This window comes from Streptomyces iakyrus (genome assembly GCF_000717055.1).
GTDB lineage: Bacteria > Actinomycetota > Actinomycetes > Streptomycetales > Streptomycetaceae > Streptomyces > Streptomyces iakyrus.
Genome location: NZ_JNXI01000002.1, coordinates 130,216 through 148,721 on the forward strand (window position 1 = coordinate 130,216; position 18,506 = coordinate 148,721).

Annotated in this window: 17 protein-coding genes; 5 read left to right on the forward strand and 12 right to left on the reverse strand. The window is 74.0% G+C overall.

The genetic code is table 11. The features are described 5' to 3' along the window. Positions 1 to 33: 33 nt before the first annotated feature. The 5 genes from OO68_RS03290 to OO68_RS03310 form a co-directional block, all read right to left on the reverse strand. Positions 34 to 2,232 (reverse strand): SWIM zinc finger family protein, encoded by a 2,199-nt coding sequence (locus tag OO68_RS03290; protein ID WP_033306567.1) that lies wholly within the window; start codon positions 2,230 to 2,232, stop codon positions 34 to 36. Continuing rightward, the gene (locus OO68_RS03295; RefSeq protein WP_033306568.1) at positions 2,229 to 5,081 is read right to left on the reverse strand and encodes an SCO1167/SCO6262 family helicase; all 2,853 of its coding nucleotides are present in this window, start codon (positions 5,079 to 5,081) and stop codon (positions 2,229 to 2,231) included. Before OO68_RS03295 ends, OO68_RS03290 begins: the two co-directional genes overlap by 4 nt. 87 nt (positions 5,082 to 5,168) lie before the next feature. Beyond that, positions 5,169 to 5,750 (reverse strand): hypothetical protein, encoded by a 582-nt coding sequence (locus OO68_RS03300; protein WP_033306569.1) that lies wholly within the window; start codon positions 5,748 to 5,750, stop codon positions 5,169 to 5,171. Further along, positions 5,747 to 6,895, reverse strand: a complete 1,149-nt coding sequence (locus OO68_RS03305; RefSeq protein ID WP_033306570.1) for an ROK family glucokinase — start codon at positions 6,893 to 6,895, stop codon at positions 5,747 to 5,749. The genes OO68_RS03300 and OO68_RS03305 overlap by 4 nt, the downstream gene beginning before the upstream one ends. A gap of 123 nt (positions 6,896 to 7,018) precedes the next feature. Then, positions 7,019 to 7,756 carry a GntR family transcriptional regulator gene (locus OO68_RS03310; protein WP_209442542.1) on the reverse strand — a complete coding sequence of 246 codons (738 nt, stop codon included), beginning with the start codon at positions 7,754 to 7,756 and terminating at the stop codon, positions 7,019 to 7,021. A gap of 128 nt (positions 7,757 to 7,884) precedes the next feature. Between OO68_RS03310 and OO68_RS03315 the strand changes: the two genes are divergently transcribed. Further along, positions 7,885 to 8,904, forward strand: coding sequence for a Gfo/Idh/MocA family protein (locus tag OO68_RS03315; protein WP_033306572.1), 1,020 nt, complete (start codon positions 7,885 to 7,887; stop codon positions 8,902 to 8,904). Positions 8,905 to 8,920: 16 nt separating this feature from the next. Here OO68_RS03315 and OO68_RS03320 read toward each other — a convergent pair whose 3' ends face one another. Both OO68_RS03320 and OO68_RS03325 read right to left on the reverse strand, forming a co-directional pair. Beyond that, positions 8,921 to 9,598, reverse strand: a complete 678-nt coding sequence (locus tag OO68_RS03320) for a response regulator (protein WP_033306573.1) — start codon at positions 9,596 to 9,598, stop codon at positions 8,921 to 8,923. Positions 9,599 to 9,643: 45 nt separating this feature from the next. Beyond that, a complete protein-coding gene (locus OO68_RS03325) occupies positions 9,644 to 10,861 on the reverse strand; it encodes a sensor histidine kinase (RefSeq protein ID WP_209442543.1) in 1,218 nt (405 codons plus the stop codon). Positions 10,862 to 11,099: 238 nt separating this feature from the next. Between OO68_RS03325 and OO68_RS03330 the strand changes: the two genes are divergently transcribed. Then, positions 11,100 to 11,300, forward strand: a complete 201-nt coding sequence (locus OO68_RS03330; protein WP_033306574.1) for a hypothetical protein — start codon at positions 11,100 to 11,102, stop codon at positions 11,298 to 11,300. Positions 11,301 to 11,339: 39 nt separating this feature from the next. On the opposite strand, the gene OO68_RS03335 is transcribed toward OO68_RS03330, so the two are convergent. Together OO68_RS03335 and OO68_RS03340 are read right to left on the reverse strand one after the other, a co-directional pair. After that, on the reverse strand, positions 11,340 to 11,735 hold the full coding sequence (locus OO68_RS03335) for a guanyl-specific ribonuclease (RefSeq protein WP_033306575.1): 396 nt from the start codon (positions 11,733 to 11,735) through the stop codon (positions 11,340 to 11,342). 107 nt (positions 11,736 to 11,842) lie between these two features. Next, a complete protein-coding gene (locus tag OO68_RS03340; RefSeq protein WP_033306576.1) occupies positions 11,843 to 12,469 on the reverse strand; it encodes a dihydrofolate reductase family protein in 627 nt (208 codons plus the stop codon). 161 nt (positions 12,470 to 12,630) lie between these two features. Here OO68_RS03340 and OO68_RS03345 point away from each other — a divergent pair, with 161 nt between their 5' ends. Next, on the forward strand, positions 12,631 to 13,374 hold the full coding sequence (locus tag OO68_RS03345) for an SDR family oxidoreductase (RefSeq protein WP_033306577.1): 744 nt from the start codon (positions 12,631 to 12,633) through the stop codon (positions 13,372 to 13,374). 217 nt (positions 13,375 to 13,591) lie between these two features. Here the strand turns inward: OO68_RS03345 and alc are convergent, their stop codons facing one another. Further along, a complete protein-coding gene (alc, locus tag OO68_RS03350; protein ID WP_033306578.1) occupies positions 13,592 to 14,707 on the reverse strand; it encodes an allantoicase in 1,116 nt (371 codons plus the stop codon). 38 nt (positions 14,708 to 14,745) lie between these two features. Then, positions 14,746 to 16,086 (reverse strand): allantoinase AllB, encoded by a 1,341-nt coding sequence (gene allB / locus OO68_RS03355; protein ID WP_033306579.1) that lies wholly within the window; start codon positions 16,084 to 16,086, stop codon positions 14,746 to 14,748. A gap of 163 nt (positions 16,087 to 16,249) precedes the next feature. Here allB and OO68_RS03360 point away from each other — a divergent pair, with 163 nt between their 5' ends. Beyond that, a complete protein-coding gene (locus tag OO68_RS03360; RefSeq protein ID WP_033306580.1) occupies positions 16,250 to 17,047 on the forward strand; it encodes an IclR family transcriptional regulator in 798 nt (265 codons plus the stop codon). Positions 17,048 to 17,278: 231 nt separating this feature from the next. Here OO68_RS03360 and OO68_RS03365 read toward each other — a convergent pair whose 3' ends face one another. Further along, entirely contained in the window at positions 17,279 to 17,614 is a 336-nt protein-coding gene (locus OO68_RS03365) for a DUF5955 family protein (RefSeq protein WP_033306581.1), read from the reverse strand. A gap of 243 nt (positions 17,615 to 17,857) precedes the next feature. On the opposite strand from OO68_RS03365, the gene OO68_RS03370 reads away from it, so the two are divergent. Next, on the forward strand, positions 17,858 to 18,472 hold the full coding sequence (locus tag OO68_RS03370) for a nucleotidyltransferase family protein (protein ID WP_051814351.1): 615 nt from the start codon (positions 17,858 to 17,860) through the stop codon (positions 18,470 to 18,472). The last annotated feature ends 34 nt before the right edge of the window (positions 18,473 to 18,506 follow it).

Genomic DNA, 18,506 nt, shown 5'->3' on the forward strand with positions numbered 1-18,506 from the left:
CGGCTGCAAATGCGCGGGGGCGCCGGGGCGTGTTCAGAATTCGCTCGGCAGACCGAGGCCGGTGAGGGCGCCGACCGGGTCCAGGTCGGGAGTGCCTCTCGGCCACCAGTCGTCGTGGCCCGGCTCGGACTCGTAGGCGTACCAGAGCCCGTCGCGGCCGAGGCGGAGCTGGAGGTGGCCCCGGGGATGGGTGAGGTGGTTGCGCCAGGGGCGGAAGGCGGGCAGGTCGGCGGCGAGCAGGAGGGGGCGGGCTCGGTCGAACCGCCCGGCCGGCGGGTCCCACGGCTCCTCCAGGACGGCGAGGCCCTCCAGCCCTCCCTGTCGCCAGGCGGCGACCGCCCGGGCCAGCTCGGACGGGGTGCGGCCCGCCGCCGAGGCGAGGGACGCGTAGAGCGACCGGGTGCCGGCGGTGAGTCCCGCCCCGGGGCGGGCCGCGGCCAGGCGCACCGCGTCCTGCCAGAAGGTCAGCTGCCCGACCGGGTCACGGCCGGTACCGAGCAGGGCGTGGGCACGGGCTGCGGCGTCCGTGGCGAGCTGGTCCAGCGCGAAGGGGTCCGGGCCCCCGGGGGCCGCCGGGTAGGCCGGGGGCTGCTCGGGGTGCGCGGGCGGAGGCAATGGTGCGGGCAGGGGCGGGAGGGCGCGCGAGGCGAGGACATCCGCGGCCCGCACGCCGGGCAGGGGCGCCGGGCCCTTGTCGCGCGCGGCGCGCGCCGCGCGGGTGGCGTTCAGCCGGGACAGCGCGTCGAGCAGTTCCCGCTCGCCCCGGCCGCGCAGCAGGAGCAGGACGAAGGGGTCGGCGTCGAGCAGCCGGGCGGTCTGGTAGCAGAGGGCGGCCGCGTGCTTGCAGGGGTGACCGCGGTCGGGGCAGCTGCACCGGGGCTCCAGGTCACCGGGGCCGGGCAGCAGCGGCACGCCGCACTCCGCGAGGGACTGGGGCATCTCCTTGTCGAGCAGGGCGGCGATGTGCCCCGGGCGGTCGGCGGCCGCCTCCAGGAAGCGGTCCCAGTCGGTGTCGTCGAGCGTGCGCAGGCGCACCTGGACGCGGTACGGGCGGGGGCGGCTGCCCTGGACGTAGGCCAGCACGAGCCCGGGCGTCACGGTGATGGCATCGACATGCCCCTGCCCCGCGTACCCCCGCCCCCGCTCCAGCCGCTTCACGTCCAGCGCGCCCTGCTCCAGCGCACCGACCCAGGCGTTCCCCCACCAGCTCTCGGCGAAGCGGTCGCCGTCCCGGGGCGGGAAGGGCGGGAAGGTGCGGCGCAGGTCGCCGTCGCGCCCCGGGGCCGCCATGGAGCCTGGAGCCGTGGGAGAGGCCGTGGGGCCGGGAGCGGTCATGACGCGGGGCGGGGACGCCGGGTGGGCTGGTCCGGAGGCGCGGGTCGGCGGGAGCGCAGCCGCCGGCGCTGTGAGGGCAGTGGGCTCAGAGGCGTCAGTCACGGCCACCGCCGGGCTCGCCGGGGCACTCGTCTCGGGGGTGGGAGCCACGGCCGATGTCGCCCGGCCGTTCCTCTCGTCGAGGCCGGAGGGCGTGCCCTCCGGTCCGGCCGACGCGTCCGGCAGTCCTGCCGGGTCCGGGGCATCCGGTACGACCGGCGTGTCGGACCCCCCAGGGGGGCCCGACACCTCCCGCGCGTCCGACAGATCCGGCATCCGGAACGCGTCCGACAGCAGCCGCCGTACGTCGGGTGCTCCCCCGCCGACGCCGTGGTCGCGCGCTCGCCGGGCGGCCGCCGCCCTCTCGTCCACGACTTTCTGCCGGGCCCTGCGCCTGCGCCGGGCGCCTTCCCGCTCGGTCTCCTCCCGGGCGCGCCGCGCTTCGTCCCGGGTCGCGCGCAGCGCCTCCCGCGCGATGTCCGCCGCGCGTGGCCCGGGCCGGTCGGGGGCACCTCCGCGGTGACCGGCCGCAGGCACCTCGGCCTCCTGCGCCCCGGTTCGATCCCCGGCCGGGGCGGGCCCGGCCGCATCTTCCCGCGAACGCTCCGGCGCCGAAGGCTCCGTCGCAGCCCCGGCTTCCCGGGTCTCCTCCTCCGAGTCGTGGCCTTCTCCCTGGCCGCTCCCCCGGGGTTCGGACACCGCCTTGCGCAGCGCCTCACGGGCGACGTCGCCGGGGCGCGGAACGTCCTGCCCCGCGGGCCCACCGCCCGGGGCCGAGGCCGGGTCCGGTCCGTGGGCCGCCCGTGCCCGGGCCTCCCGCAGGGCCCGGCGGGCCTCGTCGGCCGGGCCGGGTGTCATGACGACCTCCGCAGGGACACCAGGTCGGACAGCTCCCGGTCCGTCAGTTCCGTGAGGGAGGACTCGCCGGAGCCGAGAATCGCGTCGGCCAGGGCGCGCTTGGACCGGAGCATCTCGGCGATGCGGTCCTCGACGGTGCCCTCGGTGATGAGGCGGTGCACCTGCACCGGCTGGGTCTGGCCGATGCGGTAGGCGCGGTCGGTCGCCTGTTCCTCGACGGCCGGGTTCCACCAGCGGTCGAAGTGCACGACGTGTCCCGCCCGGGTGAGGTTGAGGCCGGTGCCCGCCGCCTTGAGCGACAGCACCAGGACGGGTGTCGAACCGGCCTGGAAGCGGTCCACCATGCGCTCCCGCTCCGGGACCGGCGTACCGCCGTGGAGGAGGTCGACCGGGACCGCTCGGGTGGCCAGGTGGGAGGTGATGAGGCGGGCCATCCCGACGTACTGCGTGAAGACGAGGGCGGATCCGTCCTCCGCCAGCAGCGTGTCCAGCAGTTCGTCGAGGAGGGCGAGTTTGCCGGAGCGGGCGGCGAGCCGGTCCCCGGCGGCACCGGTGTGCTCCTCCTTGAGGAACAGCGCGGGGTGGTTGCAGATCTGCTTCAGCGACGTCAGGAGCTTGAGCACCAGGCCGCGGCGGGGCATGCCCTCGGCGGTCTCGATGGCGAGCATCGACTCGCGGACCACCGCCTCGTACAGCGCGGCCTGTTCACGGGTGAGCGGGACGGGATGGTCGGTCTCCGTCTTGGGCGGCAGCTCGGGCACGATGCCCGGGTCGGACTTCTTGCGGCGCAGCAGGAAGGGCCTGACCAGCCGGGCGAGGCGCTCCACCGCCTCCTCGTCCTCGCCGTTCTCCACGGCACGCGCGTGCCGGGCGCGGAAGGACTTCAGCGGGCCGAGGAGGCCGGGGGTGGTCCAGTCGAGCAGGGCCCACAGCTCCGAAAGGTTGTTCTCGACGGGTGTGCCGGTCAGGGCCACGCGCGCGGGGGCCGGGATCGTGCGCAGCGCCTTGGCGGTGGCCGAGTAGGGGTTCTTGACGTGCTGCGCCTCGTCGGCGACGACCATGCCCCAGGCTCGCTCGGCCAGGGCGGGGGCCGCCGAGCGCATGGTGCCGTAGGTGGTGAGGACGAAGCCGCCGTCCAGGCCGTCGAGGCTGCGGTCCGGGCCGTGGAAGCGGCGGACCGGCACACCGGGGGCGAAGCGGTTGATCTCCCGCTGCCAGTTGCCCAGCAGGGAGGCCGGGCATACGACCAGGGTCGGTTCGCTGCGCGCCCGCTTCAGGTGCAGGGCGATGAGGGTGACGGTCTTGCCGAGTCCCATGTCGTCGGCGAGGCAGCCGCCGAGGCCGAGGGTGGTCATCAGGTCGAGCCAGGCCAGGCCCCGCAGTTGGTAGTCCCGGAGGGTGGCCTGAAGAGCCGGGGGCGGTTCGGCCGGGCGGATCCCCGCGGTCAGGCGGTCGCGCAGGGCGGCCAGCGCGCCCACGGGGACGGCCTCGACCGTCTCGCCGTCCACGTCGGCCGTGCCGGTGAGGGCGACGGACAGGGCGTCGACCGGGTCGAGCAGGCCCAGGTCCCGTTTGCGGGCCTTGCGCACGAGCGCCGGGTCGACCAGCACCCACCGGTCGCGCAGCCGGACGACCGGGCGGTGGGCCTCGGCGAGCGCGTCCATCTCGGTGTCGGTGAGCGGGTCGCCGCCGAGCGCCAGCTGCCAGCGGAACTGGAGGAGGTCCTCGCTCTCGAAGAAGCCGGTGCCGTCGGTCGCCGAGCCGGGGGCCGGGCGGACCACCGCGGCGGCGGACAGGTCCTGCGCGAGGTCCCGCGGCCAGTGCACGGCGACCCCGGTCGCGGCGAGCCGGGTCGCCGCGACCCCGAGCAGGTCGCTCAGCTCGTCCTCGGTCAGGGCCAGCACGTCGGGCACGTCCTGGTCGGCGAGCCGGTCGAGCGGGGGCCAGACACGGGCCGCGCGGCGGACGGCGAGGGCCGCGTCCACGCGCGCGCGGGGCCCGAAGGCGTCGTCGGCCTCCCCCGCCCACAGGGCTGCCGCGTCGGCCACGAGGGTGGGGTCGGCGAGGCTGTGCACCTGGACGATCGCCGCGCCGGCACTGCGGGCACGGCCGTCGGAGGCGTCGTCGAACAGGTCGTACGCCGACAGGTCCAGGCGGAGCGAGATCCGCACGCCGGCGTCCATGCCGGCGGCGACCTCGGCGGCCCAGTCGTGTGCGGCGGGCAGGTGCTGGGGCTCGCGGGCCGCGAACGGCCTGCCGGAGGTGTAGGGCGCGGCCGGGGTGCGGGGCAGGGTGTCGGCGACCGCGTCCAGGAAGGCGCGGACGAGCGCTTCCGGTTCGGGCAGCCGGACCGGGCCCGGGCCGGGCAGCGGGACGGCGTGTCCCTCGTAGGGCAGGGCGGCGGCAACGGCGCGCAGGTGCGCGATGTCGTCCGGGTCGAGGGGGCCGGCGCGCCAGGCGTCGTGGCCCGTGGGGGTGAGGCCGGGCAGCAGCCGGCCGCGGGCGGTCAGCCGCAGGGCATGGAGGGCGGCGGCGCCCCAGCAGGCGGTGGCGGGGTGGGCTCTTGGGTCGTGCCGGGCGCGCACGAGGAGCGGCAGGGCCGCGTCGAGCGGGAGGGCCAGCGCGGGGGTGGCGCGCCGCCGGACCCCGGCGGCGCCGTGCCGTCGTACGACGGTCAGTTCGGTGGCGGCGGTGTGCTCCGGGTCCCCGGCGGGCAAGGGCTCGCCCTCGGGGTCCCAGAAGGCGATGCGTCCCTCGCGCGGGAGGGGGGCCGGCAGGAAGACGGCCGGGAGCCGGACCGGGACCGCGGGCGCCTCGGCCCGCTCGGCCACCGCACTGGTGTCGCCCATACGTCCGGTCACCTCCCGCCCGCGTTTCGGATCAGCTGTCTCCGACTCTACGGGCGGGGTCTGACAATCGGCTCCGGCGGAAGCCCTCTAGGGCACGGTCCGGGCCACGACGTACACCCAGGGGTACGCCGGGTTGGACAGGTCCACGACCACGTCGTGGGTGGGGGCGGGGTTCTTCTGCCGGTGGACGAAGCCGTACCAGGAGTCGGTCGTGGCGAACTTCCAGCCGGTGACCTTCCGGTCGCGGGCGCCGATGGTGACGTGGCCCTGCTTCAGGTCCTTCCGGGTCACGCCCAGGCCGGTCAGATAGGCGTCGAGGCCGGCGGCGTTGGTCTCGAACTGGGTGTAGAGGCGGCTGGTCTTCCAGTTGTTGGTCTCGTAGTACGCCACGTGCCAGGCCGGGTGCGGGACGGGCACCTGGTAGATGCGGCGCTGGAGCTTGGAGGGCCAGCCCTCGGTCAGGCCGGTCGCCGAGTACTTCGCCTCCTTGTCCTTGCCGCTGTCGCGGCTCTGGTTCGCGGAGATCACGAGGTAGCCGGCCGGGATGCCGATGAGCAGCACGATGATCAGCAGGGTGAGGGCCCTGCGGCGGATCATGTGGCGGCGGTCCTCGACCGGGCGGTCCGGCTCGTCGGGCCAGGATCCCTGGTGGGGCAGGGAGGCGGTCACGGCGTCTCCTGGGTACTGCGGAGCGACTGCGTGTAGCGCTCGTACCGCTCGAAGCGCTCCACGCGGCGGCGCTTGGCGCGGCGGAAGCGGCGGGCGACCAGCCGGGCGAGGTCGGCGGCGCCGACCATGCCGGCCTCGGGGCCGAGCTGGGCCCGGACGATACGGGCCTCGGGGCGGTAGCCGCGGCCGGTGAGGTGCCGCTTGAAGGCGTCCCGGGCCGGGCCGATCAGCAGGTCGTCGGCGGCCGAGACGCCGCCGCCGATCACGAAGCAGGACGGGTCGAGGGCGGCGGCGAGGTTGGCGATGCCGACGCCGAGCCACTGGCCGATGTCCTGGAGCAGCTCGATGCACATGGCGTCGCCGTCACGGGCCAGCTCGGTGATCATCGGGCCGGTGATGTCGCCGATGCTGCCCTTGACGTGCTCGATGATCCCGTACGCGACGGGCGAGTCGGCGGCGGCCAGCTCGCGGGCCTCGCGGACCAGGGCGTTCCCGGAGCTGTACTGCTCCCAGCAGCCGCGGTTGCCGCACGGGCAGCGGTGGCCGCCGGGCACCACCTGCATGTGGCCGAACTCGCCGGCGACGCCGTACTTGCCGCGCTTGACCTGGCCGTCCTCCAGGATCGCGCCGCCGATGCCGGTGCCGAGGGTGATCATGACGAGGTGGTCCTCGCCCCGGCCGGCGCCGAAGCGCCATTCCGCCCAGGCGGCGGTGTTGGCGTCGTTGTCCACGAGGACGGGGACGGAGAGCCGGCCCGAGAGGCGGTCGCGGAGCGGTTCGTTGCGCCAGGACAGGTGCGGGGCGAACAGCACGCGGTTGCGGTCGGCGTCCACCCAGCCGGCCGCACCGATGCCGACGGCGTGCACGTCGTGCCGGTCGGAGAGGTCCAGGACCAGCTCGGCGATGGTGTCCTCGACGACCTTGGGGCTCTTGGACTTGTCCGGGGTCTCCGTGCGGAGCATCTCCAGGATGTTGCCGTCGGCGTCGACGACGCCCGCCATCACCTTCGTACCGCCGATGTCGATGCCGACCGTGGGCACGCGGGGCGCCGTCAGGTGCGAGCGGCGCTCCCGGGTGCCGACGGTGCGCAGGGCCGTGGCACGGCGGGAGCCGATGGGGGCGGTGAAGTCGCGGTAGGTGCTCATCGCCGCCGATTCTGCCTCACGGCGGGGTGGAGTGCGGAGCGGGGCAGGGGCGGGCGGTGCGGATCGTTGCCGGGTGCCGGTGAGTGGTCGGTTGCTCGCGCAGTTCCCCGCGCCTCCGAAAAATCAGGTGCGTACCAGCAACTGGAACTCGAAGGAATAGCGCGTCGGGCGGTACGTGTGTGTGCCGTACTCGACAGCCCGGCCCGTGTCGTCGAACGTGACGCGTTGCATGGTGAGCAGTGGCGCGCCCGTCTCCTCCGCCAGGCGCTCCGCCTCCTCCGTGGTCGCCGCGCGGGCGCCGATCGACTGGCGGGCGCTGTGCAGGGTGATGCCCGCCGCTCGCATCAGACGGTAGAGGCCGGTGGTCTCCAGCTGGTCGGTGTCGAGATCGATGAGGCCGGGGGGCAGGAAGTTGCAGAGGTAGGCCATGGGCTCGCCGTGGGCGAGGCGGAGGCGCTCCACGCGGTGGACGTCGCTGTCCTCGGCGACGCCGAGCGCGGCGGCGACCTCGGCGGAGGCGGGGACGAGCTTGTTGACGAGGACCCGGGTGGCCGGGCGCTGGCCCGCGGCCTCCAGGTCGTCGTAGAGGCTGCTGAGCTCCAGCGGGCGCTTCACCTGGCTGTGCACGACCTGGGTGCCCACGCCGCGGCGGCGGACGAGGAGGCCCTTGTCGACGAGCGACTGGATCGCCTGGCGGACGGTCGGCCGGGACAGGCCGAGCCGGGCGGCGAGTTCGATCTCGTTGCCCAGCAGGCTGCCTGGGGTCAGCGTGCCGTGCTCGATCGCGGCCTCCAGCTGCTGGGACAACTGGAAGTACAACGGCACGGGGGAGCTGCGGTCCACGCTCAGCTCTAGCTGCACGGTCGGGTCCACTTCTGGTTTCGGCACGGGGCGAGCGTAGCTCCGTGCGTTGTTGACGGGAAGTCGTGTAGTCAGATTGTCCGGACATACAGATTGACAGCGGCGCGTCGGGCACGCACTTTGTTTTCATGCGCATCGGCGTCATCGGTACGGGCCGCATCGGCACCATCCACGCGAACACGCTGAGCCGGCATCGCGACGTCGGCTCCCTGATCCTCACGGACGCGGACGCCGCCAGGGCCCAGGAACTGGCGCACCGGCTGGGTGAGACGGCGGCGCCCGGCGTGGAGGAGATCTTCCGCTGGGGGGTCGACGCGGTGGTGATCACGACGGCCACGTCGGCCCACGCCGAACTGATCGGTCGGGCAGCACGCTCGGGGCTGCCGGTGTTCTGCGAGAAGCCCATCGCGCTGGACCTGCCAGGGACTCTGAGCGCGATCTCCGAGGTCGAGACGGCCGGGACGGTCCTCCAGATGGGCTTCCAGCGCCGCTTCGACGCGGGCTACACGGGCGCGCGCGAGGCCGTGCGCTCCGGCCGGCTGGGGCGGCTGCACACCGTGCGGGCCCTGACCAGCGACCAGGCGCCGCCGGACGCCGCATGGCTGCCGCTGTCCGGCGGGCTGTACCGGGACACGCTGATCCACGACTTCGACGTGCTGCGCTGGGTGACCGGCCGGGAGGTGACGGACGTCTACGCCGCCGGGTCCGACGCCGGTCCCCGGATGTTCCGCGAGGCGGGCGACGTCGACACCGCCGCCGCGCTGCTCACCCTGGACGACGGCACGCTCGCCACCCTCACCGCGACCCGGATGAACGGGGCCGGCTACGACGTGCGCATGGAGCTCGCCGGTGAGCGCGACCAGATCGTGGTCGGTCTGGACGACCGCACGCCGATCGCGTCCACCGAGCCGACCGGGCCGCCGGCCGCGGACAAGCCCTGGACGGGCTTCCTGGAGCGCTTCGGCCCCGCCTACGAGGCCGAGCTGAACGCGTTCGTGGAGGTCGTCCGGGGCGAGCGGGCCAACCCCTGCGACGGGCGCGAGGCGCTACAGGCGCTGCGGATCGCCGAGGCGTGCGAGCTGTCACGGCGAGGGCGCCGGCCGGTGCACCTCGCGGAGATCGCCGGCACCTCTCCCGCGTTCGCCTGACGACGGGCCGCCTCGGTCATCGCTCTTCCTGCTCCTCCTCAAGGAGTCCCGCGTCGTAGGCGAGCAGCGCGATCTGCACCCGGTTGTTGAGGTCCAGCTTGGCCAGGATGCGCGAGACGTGCGTCTTCACGGTGGCGACGCTCATGAACAGGCCGGTGGCGATCGCGGCGTTGGCCAGGCCCCGGCCGACCGCGACGGCGACCTCGCGCTCGCGGTCGTTGAGGGCGGCCAGGCGTTCGCGCGCGCGGGTGCGGCGCGTGTCGGCCGCGGTGCCGACGGCGTGCCGCATCAGCTGGCGGGTGACCGTGGGCGACAGGACCGGGTCGCCGGCCGCGACCCGGCGTACCGCCGCGAGGATCTCGGCCGGCGGGGTGTCCTTGAGGACGAACCCGGCGGCACCCGCGCGCAGCGCGCGCAGCACCTGCTCGTCGGCGTGGAAGGTGGTGAGGACCACGACCTGCGGGGCGTCCTCGCGGGCGCGCAGCCGCTCCGTGGCCGTCAGACCGTCCACCGTCGGCATCCTGATGTCCATGAGGACGACGTCCGGGCGGGTGCGGTCGACGAGGGCCTCCGCCTCGGCGCCGTCGGCGGCCTCGCCGACGATCTCGATGTCGTCGGCGCCGCCCATCATGAAGGACAGCCCGGCCCGCACCAGCGGATCGTCGTCGACGAGGAGCAGTCTGATCGCAGTCATGGGCCTTACGTAATCACGGCCCGGCCGGGCTCGGGGCGGGAGCGGTCATCCCCACGGCAGCCACGCCCGCACCTCGAACCCGCCCTGCGCGGTGGGCCCGTGCTCCAGCCGGCCGCCGGCGAGGACCGCCCGCTCGGTGAGGCCGATCAGGCCCTGGCCGGAGCCGGGGACGGGCGGCACCTCGCCCTCGGGCGGCGGGTTGTGCACCCGGATGGTGAGGCCGGTGCCCGGGGCGCCGGTGACGGTCACCGTGACGTCCGTGCCGGGTGCGTGCTTGCGCGCGTTGGTCAGGCCCTCCTGGGCGATCCGGTAGGCGGTGCGGCCGACGGAGGACGGGACGGCGGCGGGGTCCTCGACGCGGTGGTCGAGGGAGACTTTCATTCCTGCTTCGCGGGACTCGGCGACCAGGGTGTCCAGCGCCGCGAGCGTCGGCTGCGGGCGGCCGGTGTCGTCCGGCTCGCCCGCCCGCAGCACGCCGATGATCTCCCGCAGGTCCTGGAGCGCGTCGTGCGCGCTCTCCCGGATCACGCCTGCCGCCCGCGCCGTCTCCGCCGAGGGCGCGTCGGGCCGGAACTCCAGGGCGCCGGCGTGCACGCTCAGCAGGGTCAGCCGGTGGGCGAGCACGTCGTGCATCTCGCGCGCGATGGCCTCGCGGGCGAGCCGCTGGGCCTGCTCGGCCCGCAGCCGCGCCTCCGTCTCGGCGCGCCGGGCACGGTCCCGGAGGCTCACCATGAGCTGGCGCTTGGCCCGTACGAACATGCCCCAGCCGACGACGGCCACGGTGAGCAGTCCGGCGAAGAGCACGGCAACCAGGTAGGGGATGTCCGCTTCGGGGCGCACCCAGTAATAGAGGGGCACCAGCGCCACGTTGACGCCGCCCACCCAGGCCACGTACCGGAAGGGGCGGTGCACGGCCAGGGTGAACAGGGCGATGAGGCCCGCACCGCCCGAGGTGTCCGAGAAGACGCTGAGGGGGGTCAGCGCCACGGCCAGGCCCAGGGGCCAGCGGCGCCGCAGCCACACCGCCGCGCAGGCCAGCGCACCGATCACCTGGTCGACGACGGCGAGTCCGTCCGGCACGTGGGGGTTGTCGGTGAGCGCCTCGACGGCCGTCGCGCCCACCACCACGGCCAGCAGGAAGCAGGAGAAGTCGACGACCCAGTCGCGGGCGGTGCGCCGGGGCCGCCGCCCGGCCGGCGCGGCGTCGGGGTCGAGTTCGTGCAGGAGGGCCGAGGGGAAGAACCATCTGCGCCCGGTCAGCAGCGCGGGCGTTTCTCCCCCCTGCTGCACCGCCGGGGCGTGCCCCACGTCGTCACCACTCACGAGGGGCAAATCTACGCAGCGCAGGCCCGTCGCACCCGCCCTCGCGCGCGATCGTCGACCAAAGTCGCCGCGGGGCAGACTTTCGATGCCGTCGTGGCGCCGGAACGGGGACTTCCGCTCCCGGCGGCCCGCCTCGCGGCCGATGTGCGTGGGGGGCCCGCGGGGCGAGGCTGACGGCATGAAGCAGGTACTGGAGATTCTCGGCTTCCTCGCCCTGGTCCAGGGCGTGGCGGGCCTGGTGCACGAGTTCACCGACTGGAACTGGGGCCTGGTGCAGCGGCTGGGGTTCCTCGACGGCTACGAGGTCTACGCGAGCGTCGCGCTGTTCGTGCTGGGTGTCGCCCTGTTCGCGGCGGCCGGGAGCCGGAAGTCCGTCTGAGCAGCCCGACGGACGTCCGGCCCGCGGCCCCGGCCGGGCTCAGCAGCCGTAGTCGACCAGGTCGAACGACTCGTAGTGGTCGGCCGTGTAGTAGTCCTCCCGGTTCTGCTCACCGGTGACGATGCGCCGCGCTCCGCGGGTGGAGGAGCCCGGGGTGATGACCGTGTACTCGTGGTAGTAGCCGGACGACTGGCTGGGCAGGATGCCTTCCCGGTTCTGGAAGACGGTGCCGTCCTGGTCGAACGGGTAGGGGCCGCCCTGTTCGATCAGGCCGAGCGTGTCGTGGGCCTGGGACGGCAGGGCGCTGTAGCAGATGTCGCCGACGGCGGTGGGGGCGGCGCCGGCCGTGGTGGCGGAGACGGTTCCGCCGACGAGGAGGGCGGACAGGAGGGCGGCTGCTGCGCCGAGCCGCGAGGCGCGTGGGGGGAAATTCATGGACCTCATGATGACGCGCGTAGACACTGGCATGTCAATGACAAGCGTGGAGAATTTCCTGTGAAGCCCCGTGCGTTCGCGGGGAGTTCATCCACGCACCGGCGCCCTCACGCGTCCTCCGGCAGTGCGAACTCGCCGTACTCCGGGCGGCCCTTCAGGGCGTACGTCTGGACCGACACGCCCGCGCCGGTGACGCTCCCGCCGGTGTGCTCGAACGCGGTCGGTACGGCGCCCTCCGTGAACAGCCGGAACCCGGAGCCGAGCACGACCGGGAAGGTCAGCAGGTGCAGGGTGTCGACGAGGTCGAGCGCCAGCAGGGACCGGACCAGGGCACCGCTGCCGTGTACCTGGACCTCGCCGTCGGTGCGTTCCTTCACGGCGGCGACCTCTTCGGCGAGATCGCCGGTCAGCACCGTGGTGCCCGCCCAGCCGGGGTCCTTCAGGGTCGAGGAAGGCACGTACTTGGGCAGGGAGTTCAGCTTGGAGGCGACCGGGTCGGCGGGGTCGGTCACCTTGGGCCAGTACGTGGCGAAGATGTCGTAGGTACGGCGGCCGAGCAGGAAGGCGCCCGGGCGGGCGAAGACCTCGTCGATGAACCGGCCGAAGTCCTCGTCGGCGTACGGGAAGCTCCAGCCGCCGTGGGTGAAACCGCCCCGGGTGTCCTCCTGCGGCCCGCCGGGGGCCTGGTAGACGCCGTCGAGGGTGACGAAGAGGGTGGAGACGAGCTTGCCCATGGCGGGTGCCTTCCTTCCGGTGGGCCGGGATCTGCTGCCATCGGTTCAGACCCCGCCGCCGCCCGCAACTCATCGCTGGGCCGTACGCACGCCGCCGGCGCCCCCACCTCGACGTCCGTTCGCCGCCAGCGCCAGTGCCGTGCGGCCGCTGGGATGGACTCATGACCATTCAGGGAACTCTGCACGGCAAGGTGGCTCTCGTGACCGGCGGGAGCCGTGGGATCGGCGCGGCGACGGCGGTACGGCTCGCGCGGGAGGGCGCGGACGTGGCCGTCGGCCATGTGAACGGCAAGGAGGCGGCCGAGGACGTCGTCCGGGAGGTGGAGGCGCTGGGGCGCCGGGCGGTGGCGCTGCGCGCGGACGTGGCCGAGCCAGCCGAGGCGGCCGCCGTGGTGGACGCGGCGGCCCAGGCACTGGGCGGGCTCGACATCCTGGTCAACAACGCCGGGGTGGGGGTGCTCGGACCGCTGGAGGCCCTGTCGCTCGCGGAGGTGGACCGGGTCCTCGACGTCAACGTCCGGGGTGTCTTCCTGGCCTCCCAGGCGGCCGCGGCGCGGATGCCCGAGGGCGGGCGGATCATCACGATCGGCAGTTGCATCGCCCAGCGGGTGCCGGGACCCGGCGGGACGCTCTACGCGACGAGCAAGGCGGCCCTGGCCGGTCTGACGAAGGCGCTGGCCAGGGAGCTGGGCGGACGCGGGATCACGGCCAACCTCGTCCTTCCCGGCCCGATCGACACGGACATGAACCCGGCGGACGGGCCGTACGCGGCCGGCCAGGCTGCGATGACGGCGCTGGGCCGGTTCGGGACGGCGGACGAGGTGGCGTCGATGGTCGCCTACCTGGCGGGGGCGACGTATGTGACCGGGGCGGAGTTCCCGGTGGACGGCGGCCACGCGGCGTGAGACACGCGGGAGCGCACCGATGCCGTCCGGCGGCCCCGACGCACACGACCCGGGCCGTGCTCTCGGAGGACTCCGGACACGCGGCCTGAGCCACGCCCGGCACACCGGCGGCGCCCGGCCCCGAGGCACGTGACCGGGGAGGAGGTCTCGGCGGTGTCAGGCACGCGGGGGCGCACCGATGCCGTCCGGCGGGTGCGCCCCACGGTCACGGGGTCGTTCAGCCGCCCAGCTCCTGGTGGCGTGCCGCCAGCCGGCTCGTGCCCTCGTGGGTCAGGGAGCCGAACAGGCGCAGCCGGGAGATGCCCCCGTCGGGGAAGATGTCCACCCGCGCGTGCGTGCCGACGGCCGGCTCCGGCAGGACGAAGCGGTGGTTGGTGTCGGGCTGGAGGCGGGTGCGGGGCAGGATCTCCTGCCAGTCGCCCTCCTCGCCGTCCCTGACCGACACCGACGCCCAGCCGGCGCTGTTGCCCTTGAGGTAGGCCGTGTCGATCTCCAGGGCGCGGATCTGCGCCTGGGCGGCCAGCCGGTAGCGGATCCAGTCGTGGCCCTGATCGCGGCGGCGCCGGGTCTCCCAGCCGTCGTCCATCTTGAGGGAGCGGCCCGGCGCGATGGTGTTGGAGGCGGGCGAGTAGAAGCGGTTGGAGGCGTCCTCGGCCCGGCCGCCGTTCTCCAGGGCAACGACGTCGAAGGTGCCGAGCGCCTCCAGCCAGGCCGGGTCGGGGACGACCTCACCGTGGACGCGCAGGCGCGCGATGCCGCCGTCGGGGTGCTGGTTGACCCGCAGGTGCGTGAAGCACTGCTCGACATCGACGGCGAACCCGTTCGCCGCGTGGCCGCCGACCGGGGTGCGCGGGACGAGGGTCGTCCACTTCACGTCGTCACCGAGGAGTTCCTCCGGCGACGGGGAGCCGATGACGCGGGTGCCCTCGACGGACACGGCCTGCGGGTAGTTGCCGCGGAAGTGGGCGGTGTCGACGACGATCCCGCGGATCACGCCCGGGGCGCCGAGGCGGACCAGCGCCCAGTCGTGGTCCTCCTCGGTCGGCCAGGGGTGATCGGCGGAGGCGCCCCGGCGGCGGCGCGTCTCCCAGCCGTCCATGATCTTGCCCTTGTGGCCGAAGTGCTCGGGGTCGAACTCGGCGGGCCCGGGCACCAGCAGGTTCTCGCGCTGGGCGAAGAACTCGTCGTTGGCGGCGATGACACCGGCACCGAGGCGCCGGTCGGCGAGGTCGGTGTACCGGGTGAAGGGGAAGTCGGCGGTGCGGTAGTCCGCGTACGGGTCGCCGCCTCCGTAGGGGTTCGCGTCGCCGGTGAAGCTGGGGATCGCCGTCACGATGATCAGGTCTGCCTTTCGGGTGTCCGGGATGGGAATCAGTTGGTCCGGGTGAGGAGCCGCCCCTTCGGTTCGGTGAACTCGCCGTCCACGACGATGCGCTGCCCGCGCAGCCAGGTGGACTTCACGACGCCGTGCAGGGTCTTGCCGGCGTAGGCCGTGACGCGGTTGCGGTGCTGGAGGGCGACCGGGTCGACGGTGAAGGTCTCGTCGGGGGCGAGGACGGCGAAGTCGGCGTCGCGGCCCACCGCGATGGCGCCCTTGCGGTCGTCGAGCCCGACCAGTTCGGAGGTGCGCGCGGACATCCAGCGCACCACGTCCTCCAGGCCGTGCCCGCGCCTGCGGGCCTCCGTCCACACCGCGGCCAGGCTCAGCTGGAGTCCGGAGATGCCGCCCCAGGCCGTCGCGAAGTCGTCGGTCTTGAGGTCGGCCGTGGACGGGGAATGGTCGGTGACGACACAGTCGATGGTGCCGTCGGCGAGCGCCTGCCAGAGCAGGTCCTGGTTGGCGGCCTCGCGGATGGGCGGGCAGCACTTGAACTCGCTGGCGCCGTCGGGGACCTCCTCGGCGGTGAGGGTCAGGTAGTGGGGGCAGGTCTCCACGGTGATGCGGACGCCCTCCGCCCGCGCCCGGGCGATCATCGGCAGGGCGTCGCTGGAGGAGAGGTGCAGGACGTGCACGCGCGCGTGGAGGGCCTTCGCCTCGCGGATGAGCTGGGCGATGGCGGTGTCCTCGGCGTCCCGGGGGCGGGAGGCGAGGAAGTCGGCGTACTTCGGGCCCGGCTGCTGCGGGGCGGAGGCGAGGAGCCGGGGGTCCTCGGCGTGCACGATGAGCAGGCCGTCGAAGGCGGCGATCTCGGCCATGGTGGCGGCGAGGGCGTCCCGCTCCAGGTGCGGGAACTCGTCGACGCCGGACGGTGACAGGAACGCCTTGAAGCCGAACACACCGGCCTCGTGCAGCGATCGGAGCTCTTTGACGTTGTCGGGCAGCGCGCCGCCCCAGAAGCCGACGTCGATGTGCGCCTTGTCGGCGGCGACCCGCTGCTTGGTGCGCAGGTGCGGGACGGTCGTGGTCGGAGGGAGGGAGTTCAGGGGCATGTCGACGAGCGTCGTGATGCCGCCGGCCGCGGCGGCGCGGGTGGCGGTCCAGAAGCCCTCCCACTCGGTGCGGCCCGGGTCGTTGACGTGCACGTGCGTGTCGACGAGGCCGGGCAGCAGGACGTGGTCGCCCAGGTCCTCCAGGCGGGCGCTCTCCGGTACGGGGGCCTCGTACGGGAGGACGGCCGTGATCCTGCCGGCGGCGACCGCGACCGATGCGGCGCGGGTCCCCTCGGGAGTGATGACACGCGTCGAGCGGAGCACCAGTTCAGCGTCGGACACCCGAACCCCTTTCTTCAACGTTCTGTTGAAGGAGTCTTCACTCCCACTTCGGCCCCGTCAAGGGCACACTGCTACAGAGCGCACACGGCACCCACCCCTGGACTTTTCCACGAAGCGGAATTAACATCCCGGGAAGCGAAATGCTACCCGAAAGGAACGCCCCGTGCCGACGTCCAGCGCCAGCACCACCGACTCCGCCAGGTCCTCCGCCAACGGCGGTGTCCAGTCCCTGGAGCGCGCCTTCGACCTGCTCGAACGGATGGCGGACGCGGGCGGGGAGGTGGGCCTGAGCGAGCTGTCGGCGAGCAGCGGACTGCCCCTGCCGACCATCCACCGCCTGATGCGCACACTCGTGGCCTGCGGCTACGTACGTCAGCAGCCCAACCGGCGGTACGCGCTCGGCCCGCGCCTGATCCGCCTCGGCGAATCGGCCTCCCGGCTGCTGGGGACCTGGGCGCGGCCCTACCTGGCACGGCTGGTCGAGGAGACCGGCGAGACGGCGAACATGGCCCTGCTGGACGGGGACGAGATCGTCTACGTGGCGCAGGTGCCGTCGAAGCACTCGATGCGGATGTTCACCGAGGTCGGCCGGCGGGTGCTGCCGCACTCGACGGGCGTGGGCAAGGCCCTGCTGGCCGGTTTCCCGCCGGAGGAGGTGCGGGCGCTGCTCTCGCGTACGGGCATGCCGGCGGCGACGGAGAAGACGATCACGACGCCCGACGGGTTCCTGGCCGCCCTGGAGGACGTGCGCCGGCAGGGTTACGCCATCGACGACAATGAGCAGGAGATCGGGGTCCGTTGCCTCGCGGTCCCGGTGCCCGACTCCCCCACCGCCGCGGCCATCTCCATCTCGGGCCCGGCGGGACGGGTCACGGAGGCGGCGACGGGCAAGATCGTGCCGGTGCTCCAGCAGGTCGCGGGGGAACTGTCCGAGGCGCTCGCGAGCCAGAGCCCCGCGTAACCGTACGGACCACAGGGCACGGCGCCCCACCGCCGGGCCCGACAGGGCCGGGGCAGCGCCCGCCACCTGCTGTGGCGTGCACACCGGCCCGGTGCCGCACTCAGCCGTGTCGAGCCGGGTCAGCCCGGCATCGGCACGCAACCCTGTCGCCGAGATCAGCCCGGCGTCGGCACAGAACCCGACACCCGGACCAGCCCGGCGTCTCGCGGCCCCCGGTGCGCCCGGCCGGGCCTAGCCCTGGCCCCTGCCCCGCACCGGCCCCCCGAAGAGATCCACCGCCCGCCGGACCTCCCTCAGTTCCGCGGACAGCGCGCTCACCGAACCGATCGCGCCCGCGATCAGCAGCAGGGAGCGGCGTAGGCCGGTGATCTCGGGGATGCCGTCGGCGGCCATGGCGGCCACGGCGGCCAGTTCCTCCTCGGCGACGGTCCGGTCGGCGAACTCGCCGGGATGGGCGGCCAGTCGGCGGCGCAACCGCGACACGGCGGAGCGCAGCTCCGTCACGCGCGGATCCTCGGCGCCGCCGGTCACAGGCCCCTGCCGCTTCTGCTCGACGCTCCGCAACACAGTCCTCCCCCTCGCACCTCGTCGTGCGCGTGCCCTTCCGACGCCAAGTCCCCCACACCAGGCAGCCGTCGGGCACTCGGCAGGTCGGTGCGGGCGACAGTAAACGACGCGGACCACCAGGCGCCAGTCCATTGCGTCATCGACTTGTTTCGCTGAGTGACTTTCTGGCCGGAGGCGTACGCCCGTCCGACGCGCACCCCGCGCTGTCGCACCCCTGTACGGGGCGTGCGGTATGCAGGAGCCATGACGACACGGGAGACGACGGACGGGGCACCGGCGGTTGCGGGAGTGCTGCTCGCGGCAGGTGGCGGACGGCGGCTCGGCGGGCGGCCCAAGGCGCTGCTCCCGCACCGGGGACGACCTCTGGTGGAGCACGCGGTGCGGGTGCTGCGGGAGGGCGGCTGCGCGACCGTCCATGTGATCCTCGGCGCGCAGGCCGACGAGGTGCGCGCCCGGGCCTCGCTCCCGGGGTGCGTCCTGGTCGGCAACCCCGACTGGGAGCAGGGGATGGGGAGTTCCCTGCGCGCCGGGCTCGACTCACTGACCGGAACAGGCGCGCGGGCCGCGCTGGTGTCGCTCGTCGACCAGCCCGGCATCGGCCCCGAGGCGGTGGCCCGGGTCCTTGCCGCGTACGAGGGCGAGGAGTCGCTCGTCTGCGCGGCGTACGACGGCGTGCGCGGCCATCCGGTGCTGTTCGGCGCCGCCCACTGGGCGGGCGTCGCCGCGACTGCGCACGGTGACAGGGGGGCACGCGCCTATCTGAAGGAGCACCGGCCGCAGGTCGCCCTCGTCGAGTGCGGGGACGTCGCCCGGCCCTTCGACATCGACACCGAAGCCGATCTGGCCCACCTGGAGTGAGCGGGGTGGCACGGAGCGCCACCTTGCCTCGACC